A 16,451-nucleotide genomic window follows, 5' to 3' on the forward strand; every position below is an offset into this window, starting at 1 on the left:
TCCGCCGCCGTCCGGAACGGCAACGGCAACTCCTTCTTGGACTCCTCCAACTCCTGCTGCGCCGCGTTCTCCTCACCCTCACGAACAATGAACCCACCACCGACCGAAAAGAACGTCGCCTCCTTCAGGACATTCCCCTCAGCATCAAAGACCTGGAACTTCATCCCATTCGTATGCCGCGGCAACACCGTCAACGGATGCAACACCATATCCTCCACGGCGTAGTCCAGGAGCACACCGCCAGCCAGGTTCAGCTTCCCCGTTTCGGCTATAGAGGCAAGCCGCTCCTCCACTTCGTCAGGAAGGATTTCCTCGGGCTCGAAACCTTCGAGGCCCAACAAGGTGGCCGTGAATGTGCCGTGTCCCTTCCCTGTGGCAGCCAACGAGCCGTAGAGGTCCACCCGCAACGAGGCGACGGATTCGAGCACGCCGGAGGTACGCAGCTCGCGGGCAAACACCGCCCCGGCCCGCATCGGCCCCACAGTATGCGAACTCGACGGACCAATACCCACAGAGAACAGATCGAAAACACCAACAGCCATAGCCGTGATCCCTTTCAGGGAAGAGGTTAAAACAAACAAGAATGCGGGGCCGGGCCAAATCCCGAGCCAAGGCGGCCCGGCCCCAGGAGGTCCCAGTGCGGACCTCCAACCCGGTTTTTGTGTGCAGCATTCGTTCCCAGCAAATGCAACACCCGGGTAGATCAAAAAGCTGCTCCGTCGAGCCATCGGCCGGTTGGCCCGTTGCCGGTTGGCCCGTGGGGCCGTTGCCGGTTGGCCCGTTGGGGCCGACGTCCTCTGCGGCCTCGGTCGCAGTTGCACCCGCTGAGCGGATGCGATGCTCCCTTAGACGGCCGCTGCCGGACCCCGCCCCCAAAGGGGCCGCCGCGTCGTCACCTCCGTTTCGGGGTCCAGCTGCCAAACATGCCGTGCGCACGGCACACCCAGCAGCCAACCCACGAACCGGCCAGACAACATGTCCCCAAACCAGCCCGGCCCCCCTCAGAACACGTCCGGTAGCTAAACCCCTCCACAACAAGCCAACGAACGACGCCCCCACTCACGCTGAGCCCCGCGAGTAGACCTCCCGGCAGCCACCCCATCCGGGGCAACCCAGGATCCGGTGATGAGACCTCAGCACGCCTGCCCCTATGGGCCTGACATCCGGCAGCGGGCGTCTTCGCGACCGAGCCCGCAGAGAATGTCAGGCCCGCGGGCCGCCGCAGCGAGACTCAAGACAGGTTCGCAACCCCCGGATACAGCGGGTGCGCCGCAGCCAGGGCGTCTACGCGGTGACGCAACCCCGAAAGGTCCGCGTCGGCGTCGGCGATCAACGCTTCGGCGATGATGTCCGCAACCTCGCGGAAGGCTGCTTCCCCGAAGCCTCGGGTGGCCAAGGCCGGCGTGCCGATCCGCAGGCCGGACGTGACCATCGGCGGGCGGGGGTCGAAGGGGACGGCGTTGCGGTTGACGGTGATGTCGATCGCGGCGAGGCGGTCTTCGGCTTGTTGGCCGTCCAATTCACAGTTGCGCAGGTCCACCAAAACAAGGTGTACGTCCGTGCCGCCCGAAACCACCGAGATTCCCTTGGCTGCGACGTCGGGCTGAACCAAGCGTTCGGCCAGAATCCGCGAGCCGGCCAGAACGCGCGACTGACGCTCACGGAATTCCTCCGAAGCGGCGATCTTGAACGCCACGGCCTTCCCCGCGATCACGTGCTCCAGCGGTCCACCCTGCTGGCCCGGGAACACGGCCGAGTTGATCTTCTTGGCGATGTCGGCGTCGTTGGAGAGGATGATGCCGCCACGCGGACCGGCGAGGGTCTTGTGCGTCGTCGACGTCGTGACGTGGGCGTGCGGGACCGGCGACGGGTGCAGCCCCGCGGCCACCAGGCCGGCGAAGTGGGCCATGTCCACCATGAGGTAGGCCCCCACGGAGTCGGCGATCCGGCGGAACTCAGCGAAGTCCAGCTGCCGCGCATACGCGGACCAGCCGGCAACGATCAGTGCCGGTTTGTGCTCCTGGGCCAAAGCTTCGACCTCGGCCATGTCCACGGTGTGGGTGTCCTCGCGGACGCCGTACGGGACCACGTTGTAGAGCTTGCCGGAGAAGTTGATCCGCATGCCGTGGGTGAGGTGGCCGCCGTGGGCCAGGTTCAAGCCCATGATGGTGTCGCCGGGCTTGATCAGCGCGTGCATCACCGACGCGTTGGCCTGGGCTCCGGAGTGCGGCTGGACGTTGGCGTACTCGGCGCCGAACAGGGACTTGATCCGGTCGATCGCGAGCTGCTCAATCACGTCAACGTGCTCACAACCACCGTAGTAGCGCTTGCCCGGGTAGCCCTCGGCGTACTTGTTGGTCAGCACCGAGCCCTGTGCCTGCATCACGGCAACCGCGGTGTGGTTCTCGGATGCGATCATTTCCAGGCCGTCGCGCTGGCGGCCCAGTTCGTCGTCGATCTTCGCGGCGATCTCGGGGTCCAGCTCGGCGAGCTGCGCGTCCAACGACGCCGACACAACCTGCTCGAATTCCGTCACTGCTGCCGGGTTCACAGTTCGCCTCCGTTGGCTGCTGCGTACTCTTCGGCGGACATGAGCGGCCCCTCTTCGGTGGCGGCAACCTTGAACAGCCAACCCGCACCGTAGGGATCGTTGTTGATGAGCGCGGGATCTCCGACCACGGCGTCGTTGATCTCAGTGACCTCACCGGTCACGGGCGAGTAGAGGTCGGACACGGACTTGGTGGACTCAACTTCGCCACAGGTCTGGCCCGCGGTGACAGTTGAACCGACCTCGGGCAGGTCCACGTACACGATGTCACCCAGGGCGTCAGCGGCAACCGCAGAGATCCCAATCCCCACGGGTCCACCGCCATCGGCGGAAACCCACTCGTGCTCAGCCGAGTACTTCAATTCAGCAACTACCTTGCTCATTCCAATTCCTATCTGTGGTCTGGTTACTTTTGGCGCTTGTAGAACGGCAGGGCGACGACTTCGAACGGTTCGGCTTTGCCGCGAAGGTCCACGTCAACAACGGTGCCCGGCTCGGAATGCTCGACGTCGACATACGCCAACGCCACCGGGTAACCGAGTGAGGGGCTCGGCTGGCCCGACGTCACCTCACCGATCAGGGAACCGTCCTTCAGGACCGAGTAGTGACCGCGGGCGGCGCGACGTCCGGCGCCCTTGAGGCCCACGAGTTTCTGGCCGATGGTGGATCCGACGCCGGCGGCCTTGATCGCGGTGAGTGCTTCCCGGCCCACGAAGTCGCTTTCCTTGGCCAGTGAAACCACCGGGCCAAGTCCTGCCCCGTAGGCGTTGACGTGGCGGGAGAGTTCGTTGCCGTACAGCGGCATCCCAGCCTCCAGGCGCAGTGAATCGCGGGCGGCGAGGCCTGCGGGGATGAGTCCGTGGTCTTCGCCGGCTTCAAGCAACGCCTCCCAGAGCGAAGGGGCGTCGGAGTTGGCCACGTAGATCTCGAAGCCGTCCTCGCCGGTGTAGCCGGTGCGGGCCAGCAGCAGCTCGTCGCCGTCAATCGTGACCTCAACAGCCGCGTAGTACTTAAGCTCCGTCACCAGGGCGTGCTGTTCGGCTGGCACAAGCTTCAGCAGGATCGCTTCGGCGTTCGGGCCTTGCACTGCGATGAGTGAAGTCTCAGCGGAAGCATCCTCAACCGCGACGTCAAAACCGGTAGCGCGTTCCATCAGCTCGGAAGCAACCACCTTGGCGTTGCCGGCGTTGGGAACAACCAGGAACTTGTCCACGCCTTCTTCGGGTGAGGGGCGGCGGTAGGAAATGAGGTCGTCGATGATGCCGCCGTCGGCGTTGCAGATCAGCGAGTATTTCGCCTTGCCCACGGTGATCGCCGAAAGCTTGCCCACCAGCGCGTAGTCCAGGAAGGCTGCGGCGTCCGGTCCGGTGACCCAGATTTCGCCCATGTGGGAGAGGTCGAACAGCCCCGCTGCGTTGCGTACGGCATGGTGTTCGGCGAGCTCGGACTCGTACTTCAGGGGCATCTGCCAGCCGCCGAAGTCCGTAAAGGAGGCGCTGGCCTTTTTGTGCTGCTCGTAGAGAGCGGTGTGGTTCTCAGTCATGTCGGGAATCCTTAGTTCTCAAAGTCTGCTGTGTTTTCCTCGAACGCCTCGAGCGGCGGGCAGGAGCACACCAGGTTGCGGTCACCGGCGGCGCCGTCGATCCTGCCAACCGGCGGGAAGTACTTGTCCTGCTTCAGCTGTTGGACCGGGAAGGCGGCCTGCTCACGCGGGTAGTCACGGTCCCAGTCGGAACTTACGACGGCGGCAGCCGTGTGCGGCGCGTTGCGCAGCGGCGACTTCTCAACAGTGAAATCACCGCTGGCTACCTGTTCGATCTCGCCACGGATGATGATCATGGCTTCGATGAACCGGTCGATTTCGGCCAAGTCCTCGGACTCCGTGGGTTCGACCATGAGCGTGCCGGCAACCGGGAAGGCAAGCGTGGGGGCGTGGAAGCCGAAGTCGATGAGGCGCTTGGCCACGTCCTCGGCCGTCACACCTGTGCGGGCCGTGAGTTCGCGGAGGTCCAGGATGCATTCGTGGGCCACGAGTCCGCCTTCCCCCGTGTACAAGACGGGGAAGTGCTCATCCAAGCGGGAGGCAACGTAGTTCGCAGCCAAGAGCGCAGATTTCGTGGCTTCGGTGAGTCCTTCGCCGCCCATGAGCTTCACGTAGGCCCAGGAGATCGGGAGCACACCGGCCGAGCCGAAGCGTGATGCGGAAATCGCTACACCCTTGTTCGAAGAAGCATCCTCGGAAGAAGCGTTCGCGTCACCGGGCATGAACGGTGCCAGGTGTGCTTTCGCAGCAACCGGGCCAACGCCCGGTCCGCCGCCGCCGTGCGGGATGCAGAAGGTCTTGTGCAGGTTCAGGTGGGACACGTCGCCACCGAACTTGCCGGGCTGGGCAAGGCCGACCAGGGCGTTGAGGTTGGCGCCATCAACGTAGACCTGTCCGCCGGCCTCGTGAACGGCGTCGCACACTTCGCGAACATCAGCGTCGTACACACCGTGCGTGGACGGGTACGTGATCATGATGCAGGACAGGACGTCCCGGTTGGCTTCGATCTTGGCCGTCAGGTCCGAGTGATCGATTGTGCCGTCAGCAGCGGTGGCCACAACAACAACCTTCATGCCGGCCAGCACTGCCGAAGCAGCGTTGGTGCCGTGGGCAGAGGCCGGGATCAGGCAGATGTTGCGCTGCTGGTCGCCACGGGAGTGGTGGTAGCCGCGGATCGCGAGCAAACCGGCGAGCTCACCCTGGGAACCGGCGTTCGGCTGGATGGACACCTGGTCGTAGCCGGTGATCTCGGTCAGGTCGGCCTCAAGGTCCTCGATCAGTTCGCGCCACCCGGCTGTCTGGTGGTCCGGAGCGAACGGGTGGATCGAAGCGAACTCCGGCCAGGAAATAGCTTCCATCTCGGCCGTGGCGTTGAGCTTCATGGTGCACGAACCCAACGGAATCATGGTGCGGTCCAGTGCGAGGTCCCGATCGGACAGCTTGCGGATATAGCGCAACAACTGTGTCTCGGAACGGTGCGTGTTGAACACCGGGTGCTGCATGAAGTCGGAGGTCCGGACCACAGCCGAAGGCAGCTCGAACCCGGCGGCGTCCCCTACCGGGCCGGCGCCAAACGCGACGGCCACCGCGGACAGTACTTCCGGCGTCGTGGTTTCATCGACACTGACCCCAACGGTGTCGGCGTCGATGATCCGCAGGTTGATGCCGCGGGCTTCGGCTGCCGCGATGACCTTGTCCGCCTTGCCGGGGACGCGGACGGTGAGGGTGTCGAAGAAGGAGTCGGACACGAGTTCGCGGCCGGCCTTCTGCAGGGTGGTAGCCAGGACGCGGGCATGTCCGTGGACGGTTTCAGCGATCGCCTTCAGGCCCTCGGGACCGTGGTAAACCGCGTACATCGAGGCAACGATCGCAAGCAAGGCCTGGGCCGTGCAGATGTTGGACGTGGCCTTCTCACGGCGGATGTGCTGCTCGCGGGTCTGCAGCGCCAAGCGGTAGGCGGGGACACCGGCGTCGTCCTTTGAAACACCCACGATGCGGCCCGGAAGAGTGCGCTCCATGCCTTCGCGGACGGCCATGTAGGCAGCGTGCGGGCCGCCGAAGAACAGCGGCACACCAAAGCGCTGCGCGGTTCCGACGGCGATATCCGCACCCTGTTCGCCGGGGGGCGTGATGAGGGTGAGCGCCAGCAAATCAGCGGCAACCGTGACCAGGGCACCGCGTTCCTTGGCGTCGGCGATCACAGCGGAGTGGTCGAAAACCCGGCCCGAAACGCCAGGCTGCTGCAGGACGACGCCGTTGATGGCGCCTTCCGGGAGGCCTGCGCTCAAGTCAGCGACTTCAACCTCGAAGCCCAGTGCCTCGGCGCGGCCCTTCACAATGGCGATGGTCTGCGGGAGGAGGTCGGCATCCAGGACAGTCTTGCCGTCCTTGGCAGTCTTGTTCTTGTTCGCGCGGCGCATCAACAGCACAGCCTCGGCCACGGCGGTAGCTTCGTCCAGCAGTGAAGCGTTGGCCACGGGAAGGCCCGTGAGGTCCTGCACCATGGTCTGGAAGTTGAGCAGCGCCTCAAGGCGGCCCTGGGAAATTTCCGGCTGGTACGGCGTGTAGGCCGTGTACCAGGCCGGAGCTTCAAGGATGTTGCGGCGAATGACCGGCGGGGTGACGGTGTCGTAGTAGCCCTGGCCGATCATCTGGACGGCGGTCTTGTTCTTCGAGGCCAGCTTGCGCAGCTCGGTAAGGACCTGGGTTTCGCTCAGCGCCGCCGAAAGGGTCAGGGGCGAGGTTTGACGGATGGAATCGGGGACGGCTACGTCCACCAGGCCGTCGACAGAGTCGTAGCCGATGGCCTTGAGCATGGTGTCAACGTCGGCCTGGCGGCGGGCGCCGATGTGCCGGTCCGCGAAAGCGGTGGGGGTTGATTGAACAGTCAAGAGGAACTCCATGATTCAGGCGCCCAGTGAGCGCCACGATGATGTGGGGTTCCTCCCCGCTCTGTATTGGACCTGAGAGATTCCGCAGGAATGGTTGCCTGCTTGCACCGTCGGTGAGCCCAGTTGCCCGGACTGCTTTCCAGAGTTGCCTAACCGCGGCGGTACATGGGCCTGAGAGATTCCTGGGGAGGATTTGCTCCTACGGCGCCTGACTGGATGTACCGGCAGGACTCTCCCGCCGCAGATCAAAAGCGTTGCGCCACGTGAGTGACACGCTTCACACCATAGCTGGTTGTTTTGAAAAAGCGCAAGCAAGGTGTGGCTACTGATGCATCGCCTCGTGGATCTGGAGCGCGAACCACAGCTGGGCCACCGTGGACGTCTCACCCATGTCCAGGCCCGTCAGTTCACCGATTTTGCGCATGCGGTAGATGATCGTTTGACGGTGCGCGAACAAGGCTGCGGCCGTCTTTTGCCATGACCGTTGCGAGTCCAGATAGGTCCGCAGCGTCACAAGGAGATCTCCGTCCTGGCTCTGCTCATAGTCGAAAATCGGACCCAGCAGCCGCCGGACCAATGCCGTCCCTTCCTCGAATCCGGTCAGCCCGAGCCACGACGGTCCCTGTGCATAACGGGCCAGCTCAAGCTTGTTGGCGCGTGCCGAGCCAAGCGCCCAGAGGGACTCCTGGAGCGCGCGCTGGATGCTCGCCACAGCGGCCGGAGCACTGATCCCGATCGTGGCGCCCGGTCCGGCGCAATGCACCAGGACCTCATCGGGCACGTCGGCGGGAACCACCACGTGGAGCCTGTTGTTCCGCTTCAAGGACGCCGACGCAACCCCGTGCCTCCACAGTTCGACGTGGACGCTGGCCAGCCGGTCGCCGTCGTCCGCTGAGATCGAGGCGACCAAAAAGTCCTGGGACGGGACCTCGAAACCTGCCAGCCTGCTCTCCATTTCCGCCGCGCCCAGCCGTCCATCCATTGCCTGCAACAGGAACTCACCGGCCAGCCTGTGGCGGCTCTCCAGGGACAGGACGATCCGCGAAAGCTGCAGCCCCAGCACGGTTGCGGCGTGCAGGAGCACGACGGCGTCCGGGTGCGGTTCGCTGTTGGGCAGCACCACCAGGAGCGCGTTGGCGTGGGTGGGGATGTCCATGGTGAGCACATGCCGGCCACGAACCCGGTGCCACTGGAAATTCTTGCCCGCCAAGGACACCTGGCCGGGTGTCGCCGACCATTCCTCAGCGAGGAACACCGGGAGCTCGTGCCCGTCGGGATGCCAGGGATGAAGGCACCGACGGTCCACCACGAACAGCTCCGCATCGAGTTCCGTGGCCAACCTCCGGACCAGGCTTTGCCAATGGTCTTCTGCTTCCCCGGAAGTACGCAGGAGATCGTAGACCCGGGCAGTCTGGCGCAGGCGGCGGGATTCTTCGAGCAGCGACGACTCGGCCACTGAGCGGGCTATCGCGATGAACGGCAGCGGGTACGGGATGTTGAGCAGGGGCAGCGGGAGGCGGTCGCAAGCAGCCAGGAACTCCGGATGAAGCGCTGGGGCGTGCATCTTTTCGCCGATCGCCAAGGCGCTGGCACCGGCATCCACCATGGCTTCCGCGAGCGCCACTTGACCGTCGGCGTCGGCCGGGATGGACAGGCCGTTGGTCATCATGAGCTCGCCGCCAGTGACCCATTCCCACAGCCGGGGCAGGTCCGACGTATGGGCCCACGTGATGCGGTTGTCCCGGCCTTCCAGCCCAGCCAGGATGGTCAGTCCCAGCTGCGGTTCGGCCACCAGTTCGGCCACGGTGATTGCCATGAAGCTCCGTATGCTTGAGCGGCCTGTTCTTGGGTTCTTAGACATTCGTCTAAGCGTCTCGGCCATTTGTAGTCAATCTACCGCTATACGCCGTGATGCGCGTCACCAAGACTTGAAATACATACTTTCCGCTCAACGATGAGCACTAACGAGAGAGGGATTCCAATGAGCGCAACGAGCAATCTCATTGACGACGCCCCACTAACCACCTTCCACAAAAAGCTGACGTTCTTCGCTTCGGGTGGACCCTTCATCGACGGCTACGCGCTGTCCATCATCGGCATCGCACTGATCACCATGGTTCCGGGCTTGGACATGACGCCCACCGAAATTGGCCTGGTGGGCGCGGCAAGCCTGGTGGGCATCTTCTTCGGTGGCGGCATCTTTGGATGGCTCACCGACAAGATCGGCCGGCACAAGATGTACATCGCCGACCTCATCGCGCTGGCCCTGTTCTCGGTGCTGAACGGCTTCGCCACCGAGATCTGGCAGGTTGTCCTCTGCCGGTTCTTCCTGGGAATGGCCATCGGCGCCGACTACCCCATCGCCACCTCCCTCCTGGCCGAGTTCCTGCCCAAGAAACACCGCGGCCGTCTCCTGGGCGCCACGTTCGTGGTCTGGGCGATCGGCGCCGCAGTTGCCTACGCCGTCGGCTTCCTGCTCCGTGACATGGGCCCCGATGCCTGGCGGGTCATGGTTGCCAGCCCGGCGATCTTCGCCATCATCACGCTGCTGTTCCGCCTTGGAACGCCCGAGTCACCACGCTGGCTGCTTTCCCGTGGCCGCCGGGACGAGGCTAATGCCGTGATCAAGAAGGTTTACGGACAGCAGTACGGCCTGGCTGATATCGCATCGGACAGCGAAGGTCCGGCGAAGCAAGGCAAGTTCCGGGATATCTTCCGGGGCCAGTACTGGAAGCGCACCCTCTTTGTCTCCATCTTCTGGACCGCCCAAGTCATCCCGCTGTTCGCGGTGTATACCTTCGCGCCGGACCTCCTGCACTCCATGGGCATGACCGGGGACGCAAACCTCTACGGCGGATCATTCCTGATCTCCATGCTGTTTGTCGTTGGCGGCATCCCGGGACTGTGGCTTGTCGAGAAGATCGGCCGCCGAAAGCTGCTGTTGTCCAGCTTCACTGTGATCGTGGTTGCCTTGGCTGTCCCGGCCTTCATCCCCAACGCGCAAGCCACGCCACTGTTCATTGCCTTGGCCGTCTTCGCACTTGCTTCCGGCGCCTCAAGTTTCCTGGAGGTGGTCTACCCCAACGAGCTGTTCCCCACGGAAGTCCGGGCAACCGCCGTAGGCTTCGGAACCGCAATCAGCCGGGTTGGCTCCGCAGCCAGCACCTACCTCATGCCAGTGGCCATCATCAATTTTGGGGCCGCAGGGTCTCTGCTCATCGGAGCCGGAATCTCCTTGGTGGGCCTCCTGGCCACCTTCTTCCTGGCCCCGGAAACGGCCAACCGGTCCCTCTCCGAACTCACCACCGAAACCAAGCCGGCGTCGCCGGAAACCAGCAAACTCACCGAAGGATCCCTGTCATGACCACCCACAAGCCCATCGGCCCCGTCGACGCCACCAAAGTCCCCCGCTATGCAGGCCTCGGCACCTTCGCCCGACTTCCCCAAATCGACCGCGTCCCGGATTACGACATCGCCATTGTGGGCGTGCCGTTCGACGGCGGAACCTCCTTCCGGCCCGGCGCACGTTTTGGTCCTGCTGCAGTCCGCGAGGCCTCCCGGCTCCTGCGCCCGGGCTACCACCCGGAGCTCGACGTCGAACCGGTCTACGAGGCCCAGGTCGTGGACGCCGGCGACATCGCCTGCACCCCTTATGACATCACCCGGGCCGTCCGCGAGATCGAGGAACAGGCGCTCCCGCTGATCAGTGCGGACAAGAAGTTGATCTCGATCGGCGGTGACCACACCATCGCGTTGCCCATGCTCCGGGCCCTGAACAAAGTCCACGGCCCGGTCGCCCTGCTCCACTTCGATGCCCACCTGGACACCTGGGACACCTATTTCGACCAGCCGATCACCCACGGAACCATCTTCCGGCGCGCGTTCGAGGAAGGCCTCCTTGTGGAGGACAAGTCCATGCATGTGGGCATCCGCGGGCCAGTCTATGACCGCAACGACTTCCTCCGCGACCACGAGTTCGGCTTCCAGATCATCCGCTGCTCAGACCTGGACGTCATCGGCGTTCCGGCGGCCATTCAGCGCGTGAAGGACAGGCTGGGCGACACCCCGGTCTACGTGTCCATCGACATCGACGTCCTGGACCCGGCCTTCGCCCCCGGCACCGGCACGCCGGAGATGGGCGGGCTCCACTCCCGCGAACTGCTGGCGCTGCTCCGCGGACTGGACGGCATAAACATAGTGGGCGCCGACGTCGTGGAAGTTGCCCCGGCATACGACCACGCGGACATCACCACCGTGGCCGCGGCTACCCTGGTGTTCGATCTCCTGGCGCTGATGGTGAACCGCAGCAAGGCCGAATCGGAGACGGTCCGCGAACTTGCCTCGGCATCCCGGCCCCTGTCATGAATTCTCACGCAACAGCCCCGGCCACCGCCGAAGTACCGCGGCTCGAAGACAAGACCATCCAGCCCATCCCCTTGAATGAACGGCATGGCAAAGCCAGGGACCTGTTCACCATCTGGTTCGGTTCCAACATCATGATCATGACCATCGTGACCGGCGGCCTCGCCACCACGGTGTTCGGCTTGGGCTTTGTTCCAGCGATCGTGGGCATCATCATCGGCAACGTGGTGGGCGGCATCTTCATGGCGCTCCACTCAGCCCAGGGCCCGCAACTTGGCGTGGCCCAGATGATCCAGACCCGCGGCCAGTTCGGTTCATTCGGGGCGCTGCTGATCGTGGTGATCGTGGTGGTCATGTACGTGGGCTTCTTCGCGGCGAACCTGGTGTTCGGCGGTGAAGCCATGGCCGCGGTCAGCCCGGGCATCAGTGTTGACGCGGGCATCATCATCATTGGCGTGGTGAGCGTGATCGCCACGATTTTCGGTTACCGGCTCATCCACGCCTACGCACGGGTGCTCAGCGTCGCAGCCGGACTGGCACTGCTCCTGGCATTCGGTTGGATCCTGGTTGTCCACGGACTGCCCTCCAGCTTCCTGGAGCAGGGCAACTTCAACTGGGTCGGCTTCATGGGAACCATCTCGGTCTCGGCCCTGTGGCAGCTGGCCTACGCCCCCTACGTCTCGGACTACTCCCGCTACATGCCGCAAGGCACAGGATCCGCGCCTGCCTTCTGGGCCTCCTACTCGGGCTGCGTCCTTGGAACACTGTTCCCCATGATCCTCGGTGCATTGGTGGGCACGCTGGCCATGACCATGAGCGCCGACAACGTCGAAATCGTTGGCAGCCTGGGCGCGTTGCTTCAGCCGTGGACGCTCATCATCGTCGGCATCTTCTGCCTGGGGGTGGCGGCGTCGAACGCAATGAACCTCTACTGCGGCGTCCTCTGCACCCTCACCATCGGGCAGACGTTCAGGCCAAACTGGTTGCCCCGCGCCAAGACCCGAAGCATCGCGGCCATCATCCTCTTTGTCCTCGCGGTGTCCATTGCACTGTTTGCCCGCGACAACTTCATCCTCTTCTACACCAACTTCCTGTCCTTCCTCATGTACGTCCTGGTCCCGTGGACAGCCATCAACCTGGTTGACTACTACCTTTTGCGCCACGGCGACTACCGGGTTGAAGACTTCTTCAAGCGCGACGGCGGCGTGTACGGGCGGTTCAATTGGATCGCCATCGGCTCCTACGTGGCAGGCGCCCTCATCCAGGTCCCCTTCTCGGCAACCGCCATCTACACAGGCCCGATGGCCGCCGCATTGGGCGGCGTGGACATCTCCTGGATTGTCGGCCTCGTAGTGGTGGCGCCCCTCTACAACATCGCGGCCCGGGTCTTCCGGAAAAAGACGGAAGCCGCCCCCTTTCCTTCCGCTGCACTCACCGCCGACCTGATCTGATCAGCCCCTCTGGCCAGCCCCTCATCTGAAAGCGAACCATCATGACTACCACCCAGACCGAACAGTTCACCGTCCGCCGCGCTCCTTCGCACCAGTCCACTGAGGGCGTCGGTCCCTTGCCGCTGCCTCTCTCCTTACCTCCGGTGGGGCACTTCATCAACGGCTCCTTCGCCCCGGGCTCCTCAGCCCAGAGCATCGACGTCGTGGATCCCACCACCGAGCACGTCATCGCCTCGGTGCAGGCCGGCACGGCCGATGACGTCGACGTCGCTGTTGCCGCCGCCGTCGACGCCCAAAAGAGCTGGGGTGCCACCACCCCCAAGGAACGCGCGGATGTCCTGAACCTGATCGCGACGATCATCGAGGAAAACCGCGAAGCGTTCGAGGCCATCGAGTCCGCCAACACCGGCAAGCCCAAGGCTGTTGCCGAGGACGACGTCTCCAGCACCATCGACACCTTCCGTTTCATGGCTGGGGCCTCGCGAACCCTGACCTCCATGGCAGGCGGCGACTACGCCTCGGACCACACCTCGGTGATCCTCCGGGAACCTGTTGGCGTGGTGGGTGTCATTACTCCGTGGAACTACCCACTGCTCATGGCGGCCTGGAAGATTGCCCCCATCCTCGCGGCGGGCAACAGCCTGGTCATCAAACCGTCCGAACAAACCCCTTTATCCACACTGAAACTTGCCGAAGTCACTGCCGGACGCATCCCCGACGGCATCCTCAACGTCGTCACAGGCCGCGGCCGGACCGTGGGGCAGCGCCTGTCCGAACACCCCGATATCGCCTTGGTTGCCTTGACCGGCAGTGTGGTCAGCGGCCAGGCGGTGGCCGAAACCGCTGCCAAGTCCGTCAAGCGCGTCCACTTGGAGCTCGGCGGCAAGGCGCCCGTTGTGGTCTTCCCCGACGCCGATCTCCGCGCAGCCGCCGCCGGCGTCCGGAACGCCGGGTTCTGGAACGCCGGACAGGACTGCGGCGCCGCCTGCCGCGTGCTGGTCCACGAGTCCGTCGCAGAAGAGTTCACAGAGCATCTGGTCCGCGAAGTCGGCACCCTGGTGATGGGCGCGCCGGACGCGGGCGACGACGTCGAAATTGGCCCCATGATCTCCCTGCCGCACTATGAACGCGTGAAGGAATCACTCGCCGACGCGAGGGCTGCGGGGCTGGAGATAGCCATCGGCGGATCCGCAGTGGATGGCCCTGGGTACTTCATCGAGCCAACCGTGATCACCAACGTTCCCGCCGGCGCACACATCGCGACACACGAGATTTTCGGCCCCGTCGTCACCGTGGAAACGTTCAGCACCACGGAGGAAGCAGTCACCCGTGCGAACGAAAGCCCCTACGGTTTGTCCGCCTCGGTGTGGACCCGCGATTCCAGTTTGTCCCTCCGGATTCCCAAGCAACTCGATTTCGGCACGGTCTGGGTCAATGCCCACCTTGTGCTGGCGTGCGAGGTACCGTGGGGCGGATTCAAAGGGTCCGGCTATGGCCGCGACCTCTCCCTCTACGCCCTGGATGACTACTCGCGCACCAAGCACGTCATGATCAACCACGGCGCCTAGGCGTTCAAACAAGCAACGGAGCTTCTTCGATGACCACCAACCTTTCCGCTGCGGGTGCTGCGACTCCCACGGCCCCCTTTGATACCGACACCACCTGGACCAATTGGGGCGGGAACCAGAGTGCGACGCCTGCCTTTACGGTGCGGCCCCGGAACGAACAAGAAGCGCTCGACGCCGTCCGTTTCGCCATTCGCGAAGGCTTACCCGTGCGGGCGGTCGGCTCGGGGCACTCGTCCTCGCCCCTGGTCCAGACGGGCGGAGTACTGATGGACATGTCCGGGCTCTCGGCGATCACTGGCACGGATCGCCTGGCGCGTCGGGCCAGGGCTCTGGCCGGGACCACTATCAACGCTTTCGGCGATCCCCTCTGGGCCCAGGGGCTGGCGCTGAGCAACCAGGGCGATATCGACAAGCAGCAGATCGCCGGTGCCCTGGCCACCAGCACGCACGGCTCCGGCAAGGACCTGGGCAGTTTCTCCTCCAAGTTGCGATGGGTGAAACTGATCAACGGCTACGGCGAAATCGTTGAAATCGGCGAGGGCCAGCTCCGGGAGCTCCGGGCCGCGCAAGTGGCCCTGGGCACGCTGGGGATCTTCCTGGAAGTTGAACTCGCCGTGGAGGACAGCTACTACCTGCAGGAACAGATCACCTATCCCACGTGGTCCGAAACTGCGGCCTCCTGGCAAACCGACATCGACTCGAACAGGCACTACTCCTTCCTGTGGTGCCCCGAGGACGACTCATGCGAGCTCCTGGACCTCCCCGGCTCACCCGAGCACCGGATGGCGAACCGCAGCTACACCAAGCGGTACAACGTGGCTTCGATCCAGGATGAAAGCGAGATCTCCACGGTGGAAGGTGCCCGGCTGGACCGCTCCTACCGGATCTACCCGGACGGTTTCACCACGCAGTTCCACGAACTTGAGTACTTTGTCCGCAGCGAGGACGGCTTGGAGGCCGTCGAGTCAATCCAGGACCTCATCCGCAGCAAGTATCCCGAGCAGAAGTACCCGGTGGAAGTCCGCTGGGTGAAGTCGGACGACGCCTACATGTCCCAGTTCCAAGGCCGCGACAGCACTGTGATCACCCTGACCACGGAGCCTGGTACGGACTACTGGCAGTTCTTCCGGGACGCAGACGCCGTGCTGCAGGAATTCGAGCCGCGCGCCCATTGGGGCAAGATCCACTTCATGACCCGGAGCCGTCTGGAGCGCCTCTACCCGGAGCTGGACACCTTCCTCCAGGTCCGTCGCGAGTTCGATCCCCGCGGCATGTTCCTCAACGACCACACCCGGGCGCTATTGGCGTGATGTGGGAGAGGGTTTGCCCGAAGAGGGGTGGGATGTGAGAGAGGATCCGCCAGAATTGGACCCTCCCTCACATCCCACCCCCTTCCGACCAACCCTCTCGCATATCCCTGTGACACCCGCCCGAAACCCCGGAATGGTAGTTTGATTTCTGCTGAGGCAGACAACGCACCCAACCGGAGGACCACCCATGTTTAAGGGTTTCAAGGACTTTATACTTCGCGGAAACGTGATCGAACTGGCCATTGCTGTCGTCATCGGCAGTGCATTCACCGCACTCGTCGGAGCTTTCACCAACCACATCATCAACCCCGTGATCGCCGCCGCCGGTGGCATGAACGCCGAAGGCCTGGGCTTCAAGATCTGGGAAAACAACCCCGCTACATTCGTCGATTTCGGCGCCGTCCTGACCGCACTGGTGACCTTCCTGATCACCGCCGCCGTGGTCTACTTCATTTTCGTGGCGCCCATGAACAAGATCAATTCCCTTGTCAAGGACCGCCTCTCCACCGAGGAGCCCGAGGAGGAGCCGCTGCCCGCAGACACCGCACTGCTGGCCGAGATCCGCGATCTCCTGAAGGACGCTGCCGCCAACAACCGCGGAGGCAACCGCGATCTGGACGAAGACCCGATCCGCTAGTAACCCAAGCCCGCCAGGAAAGCCCGCCGCATCCTCCCTGTTGTTGCGGTCCTTCCGGTTGGCCCCGTAGAAGCCCGGCGTTCTCCCCGCGAGAAGGCCGGGCTTTTGCTTGCCCAAAGGAGCTGCCGCGAGACCGTGACG

The 16,451-nt window shown here is 64.0% G+C and carries 12 protein-coding genes and 1 riboswitch; of the genes, 6 read left to right on the plus strand and 6 right to left on the minus strand.

Going from position 1 to position 16,451, the window contains the following annotated elements; genetic code table 11:
- The 6 genes from PJL15_RS18315 to PJL15_RS18340 all read right to left on the minus strand — a co-directional run.
- On the minus strand, positions 1 to 542 hold a 542-nt coding region (locus PJL15_RS18315; RefSeq protein ID WP_281452565.1), incomplete at its 3' end, for a serine dehydratase beta chain.
- A gap of 689 nt (positions 543 to 1,231) precedes the next feature.
- On the minus strand, positions 1,232 to 2,551 hold the full coding sequence (gene glyA, locus PJL15_RS18320; RefSeq protein WP_281452566.1) for a serine hydroxymethyltransferase: 1,320 nt from the start codon (positions 2,549 to 2,551) through the stop codon (positions 1,232 to 1,234).
- Positions 2,548 to 2,931, minus strand: coding sequence for a glycine cleavage system protein GcvH (gene gcvH, locus PJL15_RS18325; RefSeq protein WP_281452567.1), 384 nt, complete (start codon positions 2,929 to 2,931; stop codon positions 2,548 to 2,550). Before gcvH ends, glyA begins: the two co-directional genes overlap by 4 nt.
- Before the next feature lie 23 nt (positions 2,932 to 2,954).
- Positions 2,955 to 4,091, minus strand: a complete 1,137-nt coding sequence (gene gcvT / locus PJL15_RS18330) for a glycine cleavage system aminomethyltransferase GcvT (protein ID WP_281452568.1) — start codon at positions 4,089 to 4,091, stop codon at positions 2,955 to 2,957.
- Positions 4,092 to 4,102: 11 nt separating this feature from the next.
- Complete coding sequence (gene gcvP / locus PJL15_RS18335) at positions 4,103 to 6,994, minus strand: aminomethyl-transferring glycine dehydrogenase (RefSeq protein WP_281452569.1); 2,892 nt, start codon at positions 6,992 to 6,994, stop codon at positions 4,103 to 4,105.
- A 137-nt stretch (positions 6,995 to 7,131) separates the two neighbouring features.
- A riboswitch (glycine riboswitch) is annotated at positions 7,132 to 7,230 on the minus strand.
- A gap of 74 nt (positions 7,231 to 7,304) precedes the next feature.
- Positions 7,305 to 8,798 (minus strand): PucR family transcriptional regulator, encoded by a 1,494-nt coding sequence (locus PJL15_RS18340; protein WP_281452570.1) that lies wholly within the window; start codon positions 8,796 to 8,798, stop codon positions 7,305 to 7,307.
- 165 nt (positions 8,799 to 8,963) lie between these two features.
- Here PJL15_RS18340 and PJL15_RS18345 point away from each other — a divergent pair, with 165 nt between their 5' ends.
- The 6 genes from PJL15_RS18345 to mscL all read left to right on the plus strand — a co-directional run bounded on the left by PJL15_RS18345 (position 8,964) and on the right by mscL (position 16,310).
- Positions 8,964 to 10,346, plus strand: coding sequence for an MFS transporter (locus tag PJL15_RS18345; RefSeq protein WP_281452571.1), 1,383 nt, complete (start codon positions 8,964 to 8,966; stop codon positions 10,344 to 10,346).
- The gene (gene speB, locus PJL15_RS18350; protein ID WP_281452572.1) at positions 10,343 to 11,347 is read left to right on the plus strand and encodes an agmatinase; all 1,005 of its coding nucleotides are present in this window, start codon (positions 10,343 to 10,345) and stop codon (positions 11,345 to 11,347) included. The genes PJL15_RS18345 and speB overlap by 4 nt, the downstream gene beginning before the upstream one ends.
- Positions 11,344 to 12,795 (plus strand): purine-cytosine permease family protein, encoded by a 1,452-nt coding sequence (locus tag PJL15_RS18355; protein WP_281452573.1) that lies wholly within the window; start codon positions 11,344 to 11,346, stop codon positions 12,793 to 12,795. Before speB ends, PJL15_RS18355 begins: the two co-directional genes overlap by 4 nt.
- 41 nt (positions 12,796 to 12,836) lie before the next feature.
- On the plus strand, positions 12,837 to 14,363 hold the full coding sequence (locus tag PJL15_RS18360) for an aldehyde dehydrogenase family protein (RefSeq protein ID WP_281452574.1): 1,527 nt from the start codon (positions 12,837 to 12,839) through the stop codon (positions 14,361 to 14,363).
- Between the two features lie 29 nt (positions 14,364 to 14,392).
- Positions 14,393 to 15,673 carry a D-arabinono-1,4-lactone oxidase gene (locus PJL15_RS18365; RefSeq protein ID WP_281452575.1) on the plus strand — a complete coding sequence of 427 codons (1,281 nt, stop codon included), beginning with the start codon at positions 14,393 to 14,395 and terminating at the stop codon, positions 15,671 to 15,673.
- Positions 15,674 to 15,860: 187 nt separating this feature from the next.
- Positions 15,861 to 16,310, plus strand: coding sequence for a large conductance mechanosensitive channel protein MscL (gene mscL / locus PJL15_RS18370; protein WP_281452576.1), 450 nt, complete (start codon positions 15,861 to 15,863; stop codon positions 16,308 to 16,310).
- Positions 16,311 to 16,451: the final 141 nt, after the last annotated feature.

Source organism: Paenarthrobacter nitroguajacolicus, from assembly GCF_029952445.1.
In the GTDB taxonomy this organism is placed as follows: Bacteria; Actinomycetota; Actinomycetes; order Actinomycetales; family Micrococcaceae; genus Arthrobacter; species Arthrobacter nitroguajacolicus_B.

Bases quoted from the DNA above. Each gene is read 5' to 3' on its own strand.
- gcvH (WP_281452567.1), bottom strand. From the start codon at position 2,931: ATGAGCAAGGTAGTTGCTGAATTGAAGTACTCGGCTGAGCACGAGTGG.
- gcvT (WP_281452568.1), bottom strand. From the start codon at position 4,091: ATGACTGAGAACCACACCGCTCTCTACGAGCAGCACAAAAAGGCCAGC.
- gcvP (WP_281452569.1), bottom strand. From the start codon at position 6,994: ATGGAGTTCCTCTTGACTGTTCAATCAACCCCCACCGCTTTCGCGGAC.
- PJL15_RS18340 (WP_281452570.1), bottom strand. From the start codon at position 8,798: ATGGCAATCACCGTGGCCGAACTGGTGGCCGAACCGCAGCTGGGACTG.
- PJL15_RS18345 (WP_281452571.1), top strand. From the start codon at position 8,964: ATGAGCGCAACGAGCAATCTCATTGACGACGCCCCACTAACCACCTTC.
- speB (WP_281452572.1), top strand. From the start codon at position 10,343: ATGACCACCCACAAGCCCATCGGCCCCGTCGACGCCACCAAAGTCCCC.
- PJL15_RS18355 (WP_281452573.1), top strand. From the start codon at position 11,344: ATGAATTCTCACGCAACAGCCCCGGCCACCGCCGAAGTACCGCGGCTC.
- PJL15_RS18360 (WP_281452574.1), top strand. From the start codon at position 12,837: ATGACTACCACCCAGACCGAACAGTTCACCGTCCGCCGCGCTCCTTCG.
- PJL15_RS18365 (WP_281452575.1), top strand. From the start codon at position 14,393: ATGACCACCAACCTTTCCGCTGCGGGTGCTGCGACTCCCACGGCCCCC.
- mscL (WP_281452576.1), top strand. From the start codon at position 15,861: ATGTTTAAGGGTTTCAAGGACTTTATACTTCGCGGAAACGTGATCGAA.